Origin of the sequence: Tunicatimonas sp., assembly GCF_049647865.1 — a bacterium.
Classification (GTDB): Bacteria; Bacteroidota; Bacteroidia; order Cytophagales; family Cyclobacteriaceae; genus Tunicatimonas.
Map to the genome: position 1 here is coordinate 1 of NZ_JBARYM010000079.1, position 12,787 is coordinate 12,787.

A 12,787-nucleotide genomic window follows, 5' to 3' on the forward strand; every position below is an offset into this window, starting at 1 on the left:
ATCAAGAATAACAGATTCGTCAGAAGAAGCGATCCGTACTCCCTGTTCAAACCGATGACTTAGGAAGTATATCTGTAGTGGAAATGCCCAGCGGGACATGTCTTCGTAGAAATCATTCAAGTACGGATTGTCCCGAACGGCTTCCAATTCAGCTTTAGCCTTGAAGTGTTTAGCTAATCGATTAACTAAGGTGGTTTTTCCTGCTCCAATATTTCCGGATACTGCGATAATCACAGAAATATAACCAATAGTTTACTCAGAGGTTTTGACGGTAGCACTAACGCATGAGCCTTTACTCAAAAGCGTGACCACGGTAGCGAACAGTGCGGTAGATAATTAGCATTCCGGCAAATGAGAGCGGAGCGACGATAGCTCCTTCCCATCCACTCAGGCCTTTTTGCATCATCAGGTAGGCTACCAGCACGGGTAAGCCCACAAAAAATAAGCTAACCCCACAAGAGAGCAGGTTTAGCAGTAGGAAAGTTATTTGGTGAGTTAACGAAACTGAAGTAGCTGGAGTAACTGGAGCTTCGTATGCCGGTCTGGGTGGAGGGGTTGGCCGATGATGATAAATTTGCTCAAAACGGGCCTGATACTGAATGCTAGCTTGCGTGTATGCTTGGGCTAACTTTTGCTTGTGGTGGACCAGTAGAAGTTCGTAAGCAGTAGCTATCTGCCGAAATCTATGGTGAGCTTCCTGGCTGGAATTAACATCCGGGTGATACTGAAGCGCTAGAGCGCGGAATGCCTTTTTAACATCTGTAACAGTTGCTCCCGGTGAAAGTCCCAGGGTGTAGTAATACTCATCCATAATCGGTTGCTCAGCAATTAAAAAATCGAGAAGACAACTGTTTTAGCTACTTAAAAGTAAGCAGAAGTTGGGGATCAATACAAATAGTTTCGTAAAAATCTTGTTCAGCTTGTGTTACCACGCCGGGAAAGTCGCCTACGTTACCCAGTAAATCAGTCATCACCTGAAAGTGTAAATGGGGTGGCCAGTCGCCGTTCTCAGGGAAATCGCCTAGCTCGCCCACTGGCTGATTCTTATCAATAGTTTGCCCAAATCGAAGGTTATTTAATGAGCGTCGGCTCAAATGACCGTAAAGCGTAAAAAAGACCATTCCTTCGATGATATGTTTCAAAATGATGGTTGGTCCGTAGTCTCCGTAGCCTCGGTTATCCCGGAAGCTATGTACCTTACCCGGCCAAGGAGTGTATACCTGAGTGTAAGCTGCCGTCCAGATATCTACTCCCAAATGAATACAGCGCGGTTCTTCCCCCCAATACTGAGGGCTACGCTGGTAAAGTGAGCGATGTTCCAGAAACCCTCCAATACCTGGTCTACCCAATAGCAATGAATCGATAGTTTCACTAAAACGAGCTGTATCTGATACAATTTCTGATGTCAACTTGGGATTATTTAGACTCAAATCCAGAGATTGTAGCTTAGAAGCAGCAAAGTTAGGAAACACCTGACCGATCTGACCGTTACATACTTTTAAACACTGCTCAATACTTTTTTTCATGCTAATACTAGAACCAAATCATTCATCTATTCTCGCCGTAAACTTATCTCTAAGTTTATCCAGAAACGCAGGCTTTAGTAGCTTCTTGTCCCTTACATAATAAAAACTCGCAATAATAGAACAAACGTTGACTGCCTTACTTTTTTTTGAAAATTAAAATTTTAAGTTTAACCTAATTTTTTTACGACAAACTATCTAACTAAATGGACCAACACGAATTAGAAACCTTATGCATCAATACTATCCGAACCCTTTCTATGGATTCGGTTCAAAAAGCGAACTCCGGCCATCCGGGTACGGCTATGAGTTTAGCCCCCATTGCTCATGTACTCTGGTCGCGCATAATGAATTACAACCCCCAGGATGAAAGCTGGCCTAATCGGGATCGGTTTATCCTCTCGGCCGGACACGCTTGTATCCTTCAGTACAGCATTCTGCATCTAACCGGATACGACCTAACAATAGATGATCTAAAAAACTTTCGGCAGTGGGAAAGCAAAACGGCGGGGCACCCGGAGTATCACTTGACCCCTGGTATAGAAGTAACTACTGGGCCATTAGGGCAAGGATTTGCGAATGGGGTTGGATTTGCTATTGGTCAAAAGTTTTTAGCGGCTCGCTACAATAAGGAGGGGAAAGACATCTTTAATTATAAGACCTACGCAATTTGTAGTGATGGTGATTTAATGGAGGGCATCTCTTCCGAAGCGGGTTCTCTAGCTGGTCACCTGAAGCTAGGTAATATGATCTATCTCTACGATGATAACAACATCACTATTGACGGGACGACTAGCATTACCTTTACCGAAGATGTAGAAGCGCGGTTCCGCTCGTTCGGTTGGCATACGCAAACGGTAGAAGATGTGAACGACTTGGATGCGCTGGAGCAAGCCATTCGTACTGCCGAAGCGGTAGAAGATCAGCCTTCACTCATTCGGGTGAAAACGATTATTGCCTACGGAAGTCCGAACAAAATTAATACCTCAGGAGCCCATGGTGCTCCCTTAGGCGATGATGAAGTAGCGGCTACCAAGAAAAACTTAGGGTGGGACCCCGATAAAAAATTCCACGTACCGGAAGAGGTGTACGACTTCTATAAGCAAGCGGTGAAAGAACGGCAAGAAAAAGAAGAGAAATGGCAGAAGCTCTTTGAATCGTATAAATCTGAACACGGTGATTTAGCGAAAGAGTACCTGAACTTCACCAAAGAACAATATCCTTCGGGATGGCAAGATGACTTGCCGGTATTTAAACCCGAAGAAGGAAGCATTGCTACCCGAAATGCGGGTAAAAAGGTGATGAACGCCATTGCGAAGCACTTTCCTTTAATGATAGGAGGAGCGGCTGACTTGGTAGAATCTACCAAAACCGAAGTAGAAGAATCAGGTAGCTTTGAACCGGGCAACTACGGCGGGCAAAACATTCATTTTGGTATCCGAGAGCATGCGATGGGTGCCATTGTAAACGGACTGACCCTTACTGAAGGAACCATCGCCTTCGGGTCAACTTTCTTCATCTTTACCGATTATATGCGACCTACATTGCGCTTAGCCGGAATTATGAAGCTTCGCTCAATATTTATCTACACCCACGATAGTATTGGGCTAGGCGAAGACGGAACTACCCACCAACCGATAGAACACTTATCGTCTATGCGCGCTATTCCTAATTTGGTCAATATTCGTCCGGGCGATGCCAACGAAACCGCCCACGCTTGGCGAGTAGCGATTGAACATAAAGACGGCCCCGTAGCGATTATACTGACCCGTCAAGGAATTCCGGTGATCAATTACGAGCACTGTGAAGGACCCCAAAGCTTAGAAAAGGGTGCTTACATCCTCAAAGATTCGGACGATACGCCTCAATTGATTTTAATGGCCAGTGGCTCTGAAGTGCACCTAGCATTGGAAGCACAGGAAAAGTTGGCCAGTGAAGGTATTCACGCCCGGGTGGTGAGTATGCCGAGTTGGGAGCTATTTGAGAAGCAGGATGCTTCTTACAAAGAAAGTGTATTCCCCAAAGAAGTGCGTAAACGAATCTCTATTGAAGCTGGGATTACGATGGGCTGGCACAAGTACATTACCGACGAAGGTGTGGCCATTGGTATTGATACCTACGGTGAGTCTGCTCCCGGTAAAAAGCTGATGGAAGAGTTTGGCTTCACTACCGAAAACGTAGTAAAGCACGCCAAGCAATTGGTGGAAACGGCTAACGTATAATCCGTTGAGACGAAAAATCTTGTTGAGACGCAAAATCTTGCGTCTCAACAGATACCCAAACCTAACCCCTAAACTATGAAACTAGGTATTGCTGCCGACCACGGTGGATTCCACGCCAAAGAAAAGCTGAAAGAATTTATTCATACGCTCGAGGGAATCTCGCTAGTAGATTATGGTGCCAAGGAGTACGATGCGCTGGACGATTATCCGGATTTTGCCGAACGAATTGCTCGAGCAGTAGCCAGTGGAGAGGTAGAGCGAGGTATCGCGATCTGCGGCAGTGGGGTGGGAGCCTCTATTGCGGCTAACAAAATTGACGGAGTGCGCGCCGCGCTCATCTGTGATACCTACTCGGCCCGACAGGGAGTAGAACACGACGATATGAATATCATCTGCTTCGGGGCCCGGGTATTTGGTGAAGAGCTAATCAAAGAAATGACTAAAGCCTTTCTGAACGCTAAATTCTCTGGAGAAGAACGCCACGTGCGTCGTCTCAATAAAGTACTCGCACTTGAAAATAATAATGAGTAGTGACTAATGAATGATGATTAATACCAGTCATTATTCATTACTCATTCATCATCAATCATTAAACTAATTATGGAACACGAACAATGTGAATTTGGAATGGTCGGCCTAGGTGTAATGGGCAGTAATTTCCTAATGAACGTCGCCGACAGTGGTTTTACCGCGGTGGGTTACGATAAAGATGCTGAAAAAGCTAAAGCCCTAAATGACGCTAGTGAAGGCCGAATAGACGGTGTCACGACCATCGATGAATTTTTATCTCGGCTAGCTACACCTCGTAAAATTATGATGCTGGTTCCGGCGGGTCCCATTGTGGATGCGGTAATTGAGGAGCTAATGCCGCACTTGGAGCCTGGCGATATTTTAATTGACGGCGGTAACTCTTATTTCAAGGATACTGATCGCCGAACCGAGAAGCTAGAAAAAGAAAACTTGCGATACATCGGCATCGGTGTATCTGGGGGCGAGGAAGGAGCCCGACATGGCCCTAGTCTGATGCCCGGAGGCAGTAAAGAAGCCTACGAAATCGTTCGGCCTATGATGGAAGCAGCGGCGGCCAAAGTGAACGATGAGCCTTGCGTTACTTATCTCGGAAGTAAGTCTGCGGGGCACTTCGTGAAAATGGTGCATAATGGTATTGAGTACGGCATTATGCAGCTCACTGCCGAAGTGTACGACTTTATGAAGCGCGGCATGAAGCTAGGTAACGACGATATTCAGCGACTGTTTGCTAAATGGAATGAAGGGGAGCTTCAGTCATTTTTAATAGAGATCACCGCTAATATCTTTAAGCAACCCGATGAAAAGGGCGATGGACTGCTGGTGGATAAAATCTTAGATAAGGCTAAGCAAAAGGGTACCGGTAAGTGGACTTCCCAAGTGGCGATGGATCTGGGCATTCCAATCCCTACAATTGATGTATCGGTAACCATGCGATTTCTGTCAGCCCTGAAGCAGCAGCGAGTCGAAGCTTGTAAAGATCTGGACTTAGGTGATCTGGACGTGGCCGAAGATCGGCTAAACACCGAAGAAGAACTGGAACACGCGCTATACTTCGCTATTGCTACTACTTATGCTCAAGGATTGGCTCTACTAGAAGCGGCTTCGGAAGAATTTGACTACGGCATTAATCTGGAAGATGTAGCGCGTATCTGGCGCGGAGGCTGCATAATCCGGGCGACCTTTTTAGAGGATATTATGAAAGCGTATCGCCAACGGCCCGATCTACCTAATCTGATTTTGGATGAAGCACTCGCTAAGATCTTGAAGGAACGCCACTCCTCAGCTCGTAAAGTAGTTCAGCTAGGCGTAGAACAAGGTATTCCGGTACCCGCGATGGCTTCTGCGCTTACCTATTTCGATGCGTACCGAAGTGAGCGCTTACCGTCTAACCTAACCCAAGCCCAGCGCGATTACTTCGGTGCCCACACTTACGAACGCACCGACGAGTCTGGCAGCTTCCATACTAATTGGAATGAATAACAAAGTGGCTTTTGGGGATTAGGTATTAGGGTTTAGAAGTGCTATTACACATAGATAGTAAGTGTGAATATATCTAACCTCTAATCTCTACCTCCCAAGTCCCAAAAACTAACCCCTAACTCCCAAAACATGAACTCTGTGGACTATCAAAATATAAACCCTACCACCATTGTCATCTTCGGAGGCAGTGGCGATCTTAATAAGCGAAAACTGATTCCCGCGCTGTATAATCTGTATATTGATCGGTATTTGCCGGAGCAGTTTCATATTATTGGGTTGGGAAGAACCGAGTTTTCCGACGAAGAATTTCGCGAGATGCTGGAAGAAGGAGTAAACGATTTCTCCCGGCGTAAGGCCGAGAACGGTAGTTGGGAAGAATTTCGTGAACATATTTCTTATCACGTTTCTAATGTAAAAGATTTGGAATCGTACAAAGAAATTGTCGGCTTAGTAAAGCAAAAGGAAGAAGAGTGGGGAGCTAAAGAACCTAACCGGTTGTTCTACCTTTCGGTGTCGCCCTCGCTATTTGAGCCAATCGCTATTAATTTGGGGCGAGCTGAAGCGTGCAATGACCCCAATCGTACTCGGATTGTGGTAGAAAAGCCTTTCGGACATGATCTGAAGACCGCTCATTCACTGAACCGACTGCTTACCAAGATATTCAAAGAGCAACAAATCTATCGGATTGATCACTACCTAGGAAAAGAGACGGTTCAAAACATATTAACCTTCCGGTTTACGAATGCGCTATTTGAGCCTATCTGGAACCGGAACTATATTGACCATGTGCAGATTACCGTATCGGAAACGGTGGGCGTAGGAACTCGAGGTGGTTACTACGAAGGTTCCGGCGCATTGCGCGATATGGTTCAAAATCATGTGTTGCAACTGGTAGCGATGATCTCCATGGAGCCTCCAATCTCGCTGAATGCCGATGAGATTAGGAACAAAAAGGCCGAAGTGATTCGCGCTATGCGAAAGTATAGCCCTGACGAAGTAAAAGAACACGCAGTACGCGGGCAGTATGGTCCTGGCTGGATTAAGGGCGAAGAAGTGATTGGCTATCGCGATGCTGAGGGCGTGGCCGAAGATTCCAATACTGAAACTTACGCCGCCGCTAAATTTTATATCGATAACTGGCGCTGGCAAGATGTTCCCTTCTATGTGCGTACCGGAAAACGGATGGCCGATAAAACTACCGCAATTACTATTCAGCTGAAATCAGCTCCGCACCGCGCCTTTGTAAGTAACGGGAGGATCAATCAGGACCCGAACCGGATTGTGATCAATATCCAGCCCGAAATGGGGATGAAGATTCGCTTTCAGGCTAAGCGACCCGGAGTGAGCCAAATCGTTAATCCAGTAGAGATGATCTTCGACTACGATGAAGCTTATGATGCACCAACACCTGAGGCTTACGAAACATTACTACTGGATGCTATCGCCGGGAACGCCGCGCTCTTTATGCGGGCCGATCAGGTGGAGGCCGCTTGGGAAGTAGTTATGCCTATCTTGGAAGCTTGGGAGAATGAACCGATCAACGATTACCCCAGCTACGATGCTGGAAGCTGGGGACCTAAAGCGGCGGATAAATTACTTGCCCAAAATGGTCACCGCTGGTTCAACCCTCCGGCTCGAAATGTACTGGAAACCGTTATTGAAGATAAACACAACGAATCAAAAGCCGGGGTAATCAATCTTCATACTTACAACGAAGTAGATGACCTTAGCTACTGCGCGGCTGAATTATTTGCTACTAAAGCGCAAGAGGCTGTAGAAAAATACGGACGCTTCACGGTTTGTTTGTCGGGAGGCAGTTCTTCCAAAGCTATGTACGAGCTACTGGCTAAAGAGCCACTATCATCAAAGGTTCCTTGGAAGAATGTGTATGCTTTCTGGGGCGACGAGCGAGCGGTGTCAATCGACCACGCCGATAGTAACGCTGGTATGGCGATGGACGCTCTACTGCGCCATGTACCTATTCCTGAAGATCAAATATTTCCGATACAGGGCAATTTACGAGCTGATGTTGCTGCCTTGCAGTACGAAGAAGTGCTTCAGCGTTTCTTCCAGGGTCGTTCACCTCGGTTTGACTTGGTTTGGTTGGGTATGGGTGGCGATGGTCATACGCTGTCGGTATTTCCTGGCGTATCCATTTCTCAGAAGGAAATGACTTGGGTGAAGGAAGTTTTTGTCCCGAAACTGGATAGCTACCGTATTACGCTTACGCCTCAATTGGTAAATCAGGCCCACAGTATAGCTTTTATTGCCTACGGCGAAGGAAAAGCAGATGCCCTAAAGCATGTACTGGAAGGACCGTACGAACCCAATCAGTATCCTGCTCAGTTGATTCGCCCCACTCACGGAGATGTTCACTGGTTTGTGGATAATGAAGCTACTAGTGCTTTATCTGAATCCAAGTCGGAACAGACAGATTAAGAGCTGAAGAATTGAAGTACAGGATAGGAATATCTTATTCAATTCTTCAGTCATACAATCCTTATCTTGCTAAATTCCAGCGGAAGCCTAGGTAAACCTCCCGGCCGTGCAGAGGAGAAAAGGCGTAAGAAGTGTCGAAGTAGCTACTAAATCCGGGTACCGCATTAGGATCATTGAAACCTACCAGAGGTGAAATTTCTTGTCGGTAGTTGAATAGATTCTGAACTCCGCCGTACAACTGGAAAGCGGGACTGAACTGCTTAGTAATCTGGAGATTGTGAAAGCTGAACATAGTAGATTCAACCGGGCGGGAAGTTAGCATCGGTTGGCCATCTTTATCTAGATCAAACACCTCCGGCAAAGCCATCGGTCCAGTCATACGTAAAGTGTAAGCAAACGTGATATCCGGTTTCTTCCAGTGGTAACTGGCGGTAGATACGCTACTCCAACGCGAGGCAAATTCTACGGAGCGGGTTTTATTGACACCTTCGTTATTTGGTTCCGTTTCGGTTACATCCTGAAAGTTCACCCCAATATTGAACGATAGTGGAAACTGAAACTGATGATTTACGCTGACCCCAACTCCCTTCGTAATCGCAAAGCCATCGGTATTCGCGTACAGTATCTTACCAGGTGTATCGTAGTCCGGAATAATCTTATTGGTAAAGTAGGTATAAAACACATCCACATCGAGCATTCCCTGACTATTTCCTAACGTATAAACGTGGTTAAGATTTACAGCGGCATTGTACGACCGCTCCGGTTGCAAATCTTCCAGAATTTCTACCATACGTTGCCCGGTAACGAAAGCATGATCTTCCGTAAACAGGTTCACCAGCCGGAAACCGGTTCCTAAATTAGCCCGAAAGGTAGTCCACTCTCCCGGTTTGTATTTAGCGTTTAGTCGAGGTGAGAAAATGGCTCCGTGGTTTTCGTAAAAATCCAGTCGAGACCCTGCCAATACGGTGAATCGTTTCGTAATATCCCATTCATCTTGCACAAACACTCCCGGAATAAACTGATGATCGGGTTGGTTCTCAACCTCCCCGTTTGCCGCCGCCTCAGTAGCAATGGTATTATCATCGTATGATTGGTAACGAGCGGTAGCTCCTACCACTATATCGTGGCTTTCGGTAGCGGGATTCCAGATAAAGTTGGTGAATCCGATGGTCTGATCGGCTTGATAGAAGTCAGAGCCGTAGTAGCTATCTTGCTGATGATGGCTAAAGGAGTAGTCTAGTTTAAAGTAGCTAGAAGTGGGTAACTCATAGGTGCCAAACAGCTCTAAGCGATTGGTGAAAATACTTTCCCCGTAAATTTCATTGCTGCCCCGCAAAGTTCGGTACGCCCGATCTTTCAGGTAGGCCGCTACTCCATTACGACGGTCCTCGTAGAAGTACTTAGCCGAAATCGTGGTTTTCTTTCGGTCTTCCCGCTGATGCGACCATTTGGTAAATAGCGAAATGCGGTCGAGGTTGATGTTATCGCCAAATCCATCCTGATTATCATCGTCAAAGTCGTTGATGTAGGCGTAGTTCAGTCCGACGTAACCGCTCCAGGAACCTATCTGCGGAGCCAAAGCAATATTACCGAACGATTCTAAATGAGAGGTTCCCATTAAATCTACCGAAAGCAGCGGCTGCCGAGCAGGGTCTTTCGTAATAATATTGATAACTCCGGCTACCGCCTCCGATCCGTAAAGGGTAGAACTCGGCCCTTTGATTACCTCAAAGCGATCAATGATCTGGGTAGGAATACCATTGAGGCCGTAAACCGAGGCTAGATTGCCGTACATCGGGGTGCCATCCATCAGTATGGCGGTGTAGGGACCGGGCAAACCGTTGATACTGATGCTATTGGTGAAGCAAACCCCACAGGCAACTACCTCCTGCACCCCATTGACCAGCGAAATCCCTTCTACAATATTGGTAGGAGCGATAGTTTGTTCCAGATAACGCGAAGTCACAACGTCAATTTTCACCGGAGAAGAACTTACGAACGTCTCTTTCATCGTACCAGTTACTACCACTTCTTCCAGCCCCAGGGCATCTTCAATTAGTGATATACTTCCCAAGTTTAGGGTTTTATTAGTTATATTATTTAAGTCAATAACCTTCGTTTGGGTACGATAACCAACTGCGGAGATAACGAGCTTCTGTTCGCCCGTAAGCGTAGTTTCTAACAGAAATTTTCCTTCATCGTCAGTATATGTTCCCTCGCTACTACCTTCAATGGCAACGTTGGCGTAACTCAATGGATTTTCAGCACTACCCACCGTACCCTGCAACTGAACCTGAGCCAAGGCTGGGGATAGGACTAGTAGCATCCAAACTGATACTAAAAACTGCTTACTATGCATGACTATTGTAAAAAATTTTTCCAAATAAAGATAAATTTTTAGACTAATCTAAATTTTACTCTATTAAAAACCTAAACTTAAATTAAATGGTTCTCTAGCTACTTAGTTTAGATATGTTTCTGGGGATAACTTAGCGATAGTTGGGGGGAGTGATAGAATTAGCTTCTATTATGGAATAAGCTATTAGAAGAGAGTAAGAATCAATAGTAAGTTTGAGAAATTTACGCAGTTTTTTTTCTTTTTCGGTTCTGATTGTTCATCTATCTAGGACAGATAGCCGAGTGGTTTATGAACGATGGAATAGCGGAGCTTACACGCTCAAGATTATCAATTTGATCTATAAGTTCAGAACAGATCGAGAATGCGAATTGATAGTAACGGTTAGTGCAGGTGCTGCGTCGGCTTTAATGCTATTTTCTTCCGAGTTTTGTTTTAGGTGCTTATTGGCATTGATGCAATATTTATTCATTTGCTAGCCGTAGTGTTTGCTATTTGTTAGTGCTTGGTTTCATTCATCGTTTAGTAATATATTCACTATCTTTTAAGAAAATCTAAATCCAGCTTTTTGTAAATCCTCAATCACTGGTTGAGCAGATTGAACAATTCCTTTTTGTTTAGCCATTTGAATCACCTTCAAAGTGCCAATGATGTCAATCTTCAAATTTTGAGCAACTTTCCTACCTTTCTTCTCATCAATGATCAGTTGACTTTTCTCAGTTTCTAGTGCCAATGCGATGGCGCTAGCTTCTCCTTTATCCAGTACAGCTTCTAATTCCTGGTCTTGTCTTGATTTTGTACTTCAACAATTTGAATCCATTCCGGCAACTCTTTTCTAATCTAAATTTTTCTTGAACTACTTGGGTGGTTGCGATTTGTTGAAATAGTTCTTGAAGAAGATCAAGTTGGCTAATGCGATCTTAAACAATTAAACAGCTTGTATCAGAAATTACTACAATGTTCATCAATCCTATTGCAAATCATTCTTAGTTTCACCAAAGATAGAGACACCATATTGGCCAACCGTTTCCAAAAATTCTCTTTTGCTGATTCCTACGAATTTTGCTGCTTGTCCTGAGCTTAAAATCCCTTTGTCGAATAAGGCTGAAGCAACAGTCATTTAAGCGTCCTTTTCATCTGCTTCATCTGGTAATTCTATGGTCAAAGTTTTCATAGCTTAACTTTTCTATTTGTTTCTTATCTAAAATACGTCTTTTATATTTCTTCTGTTTTTTTAACATAGCGCAAACGGTTTGGGCAGGCAGCGTGGCGGCTTTGGCGCGTCTTTCTTTCGGTTAGCATGAATGCTGTTTGTTTGCTTTAATGCCTCGGTTCGCATTTCAGCCAGCTATGCTGCTTGCCCTGTGTTATGGGGCGTTTCTTATTATTTCTAGAATCTCTTCATCGTCGGACTCCAAAAAGTCATGAATCGCTGAGATATTGTTCTTCAGTAACTCTGAAATTGATTTGGTTGTCAAATTTCCGGTCTTCAACCAGATAATCTTAGGTGGAATTCCTCTCACCACATTCAAATCCACAAAATCGGCATCAAATGTCACCACAGCATATCCATGACTTTTAGCATAGTCAAAAATCATCACATCTGAGGCATCTTCTAATCCTACATGTCGTACCTGTTTTGAATCTGGAAAATCTGATTCAACTTGTCTGACAATTTTAGGTGAGATATTCTGGTCAAATAGCAGACTCAAGAAGCGATCCTCAATTTATGTTCCTTATCGGCTGCAAAAGCCAAACAGGCATTGATCATTTCTTCTGTGAGCTCTTCAAAATCTTCCATGATTTCTTGCTTGCTCATGCCATTTGAAAGCCAATTCAGTACGTCATAAACAGATATTCTGGTTCCTTTGATGCAAGGTTTTCCAAATCGCTTATCGGGTCGTATTTCTATATATTCCTGATAATTCATAAGTCAAATATACATAAATTCAGCTAGACTTTTTCTTATTTATATGCCCCATAACGGCCGGTGCATATGTGGGCCGACTTGTTTGATTTTTCACTTACGCATTTATATCAGCTTGCTTAGAGAAACAAACATTCAAGCTAACGTATGCTAGGCTCACTTATGCACTTTGTTGGGCACTGGCTTTCATTCCTTCCAAAGCAGATTAATGTTATAGTCTCCAAATTTTCCATCCTTAGATATTAAGGTTAACCCTTCACTCTTGGCTTGGGCAATAATCAATCTGTCAAATGGATCACGATGATGAAAT

The 12,787-nt window shown here is 44.6% G+C and carries 13 protein-coding genes; 4 read left to right on the top strand and 9 right to left on the bottom strand.

All coding sequences use genetic code 11. The features are described from left to right. The 3 genes from WBA23_RS02775 to WBA23_RS02785 form a co-directional block, all read right to left on the bottom strand. Window positions 1-234, bottom strand: a 234-nt coding sequence (locus tag WBA23_RS02775) for a deoxynucleoside kinase (RefSeq protein WP_424580722.1), incomplete at its 3' end; no start/stop codon positions are given. Between the two features lie 58 nt (window positions 235-292). Further along, the gene (locus tag WBA23_RS02780; protein WP_424580723.1) at window positions 293-811 is read right to left on the bottom strand and encodes a J domain-containing protein; all 519 of its coding nucleotides are present in this window, start codon (window positions 809-811) and stop codon (window positions 293-295) included. Window positions 812-857: 46 nt separating this feature from the next. Further along, on the bottom strand, window positions 858-1,526 hold the full coding sequence (locus WBA23_RS02785; RefSeq protein ID WP_424580724.1) for a peptidoglycan DD-metalloendopeptidase family protein: 669 nt from the start codon (window positions 1,524-1,526) through the stop codon (window positions 858-860). Window positions 1,527-1,729: 203 nt separating this feature from the next. On the opposite strand from WBA23_RS02785, the gene tkt reads away from it, so the two are divergent. The 4 genes from tkt (at window position 1,730) to zwf (ending at window position 8,194) form a co-directional block, all read left to right on the top strand. Then, complete coding sequence (tkt, locus tag WBA23_RS02790; protein WP_424580725.1) at window positions 1,730-3,745, top strand: transketolase; 2,016 nt, start codon at window positions 1,730-1,732, stop codon at window positions 3,743-3,745. A gap of 75 nt (window positions 3,746-3,820) precedes the next feature. Further along, a complete protein-coding gene (locus tag WBA23_RS02795) occupies window positions 3,821-4,276 on the top strand; it encodes an RpiB/LacA/LacB family sugar-phosphate isomerase (RefSeq protein ID WP_424580726.1) in 456 nt (151 codons plus the stop codon). A 69-nt stretch (window positions 4,277-4,345) separates the two neighbouring features. Beyond that, on the top strand, window positions 4,346-5,755 hold the full coding sequence (gene gndA / locus WBA23_RS02800; RefSeq protein ID WP_424580727.1) for an NADP-dependent phosphogluconate dehydrogenase: 1,410 nt from the start codon (window positions 4,346-4,348) through the stop codon (window positions 5,753-5,755). A 129-nt stretch (window positions 5,756-5,884) separates the two neighbouring features. After that, complete coding sequence (gene zwf, locus WBA23_RS02805) at window positions 5,885-8,194, top strand: glucose-6-phosphate dehydrogenase (RefSeq protein WP_424580728.1); 2,310 nt, start codon at window positions 5,885-5,887, stop codon at window positions 8,192-8,194. 61 nt (window positions 8,195-8,255) lie between these two features. Here the strand turns inward: zwf and WBA23_RS02810 are convergent, their stop codons facing one another. From WBA23_RS02810 to WBA23_RS02835, 6 genes are all read right to left on the bottom strand, one after another. Further along, window positions 8,256-10,520, bottom strand: a complete 2,265-nt coding sequence (locus WBA23_RS02810) for a TonB-dependent receptor (RefSeq protein WP_424580729.1) — start codon at window positions 10,518-10,520, stop codon at window positions 8,256-8,258. A 574-nt stretch (window positions 10,521-11,094) separates the two neighbouring features. Next, the gene (locus WBA23_RS02815) at window positions 11,095-11,283 is read right to left on the bottom strand and encodes a DUF3368 domain-containing protein (RefSeq protein ID WP_424580730.1); all 189 of its coding nucleotides are present in this window, start codon (window positions 11,281-11,283) and stop codon (window positions 11,095-11,097) included. 237 nt (window positions 11,284-11,520) lie between these two features. Further along, complete coding sequence (locus WBA23_RS02820) at window positions 11,521-11,670, bottom strand: UPF0175 family protein (protein WP_424580731.1); 150 nt, start codon at window positions 11,668-11,670, stop codon at window positions 11,521-11,523. 247 nt (window positions 11,671-11,917) lie between these two features. After that, a complete protein-coding gene (locus tag WBA23_RS02825; RefSeq protein ID WP_424580732.1) occupies window positions 11,918-12,262 on the bottom strand; it encodes a DUF5615 family PIN-like protein in 345 nt (114 codons plus the stop codon). Further along, complete coding sequence (locus tag WBA23_RS02830) at window positions 12,259-12,480, bottom strand: DUF433 domain-containing protein (protein ID WP_424580733.1); 222 nt, start codon at window positions 12,478-12,480, stop codon at window positions 12,259-12,261. Before WBA23_RS02830 ends, WBA23_RS02825 begins: the two co-directional genes overlap by 4 nt. Before the next feature lie 183 nt (window positions 12,481-12,663). Beyond that, the coding region (locus WBA23_RS02835) for a PIN domain-containing protein (RefSeq protein WP_424580734.1) at window positions 12,664-12,787 on the bottom strand (124 nt) is incomplete at its 5' end.

Bases quoted from the DNA above. Each gene is read 5' to 3' on its own strand.
- WBA23_RS02780 (WP_424580723.1), bottom strand. From the start codon at position 811: ATGGATGAGTATTACTACACCCTGGGACTTTCACCGGGAGCAACTGTT.
- WBA23_RS02785 (WP_424580724.1), bottom strand. From the start codon at position 1,526: ATGAAAAAAAGTATTGAGCAGTGTTTAAAAGTATGTAACGGTCAGATC.
- tkt (WP_424580725.1), top strand. From the start codon at position 1,730: ATGGACCAACACGAATTAGAAACCTTATGCATCAATACTATCCGAACC.
- WBA23_RS02795 (WP_424580726.1), top strand. From the start codon at position 3,821: ATGAAACTAGGTATTGCTGCCGACCACGGTGGATTCCACGCCAAAGAA.
- gndA (WP_424580727.1), top strand. From the start codon at position 4,346: ATGGAACACGAACAATGTGAATTTGGAATGGTCGGCCTAGGTGTAATG.
- zwf (WP_424580728.1), top strand. From the start codon at position 5,885: ATGAACTCTGTGGACTATCAAAATATAAACCCTACCACCATTGTCATC.
- WBA23_RS02810 (WP_424580729.1), bottom strand. From the start codon at position 10,520: ATGCTACTAGTCCTATCCCCAGCCTTGGCTCAGGTTCAGTTGCAGGGT.
- WBA23_RS02820 (WP_424580731.1), bottom strand. From the start codon at position 11,670: ATGACTGTTGCTTCAGCCTTATTCGACAAAGGGATTTTAAGCTCAGGA.
- WBA23_RS02830 (WP_424580733.1), bottom strand. From the start codon at position 12,480: ATGAATTATCAGGAATATATAGAAATACGACCCGATAAGCGATTTGGA.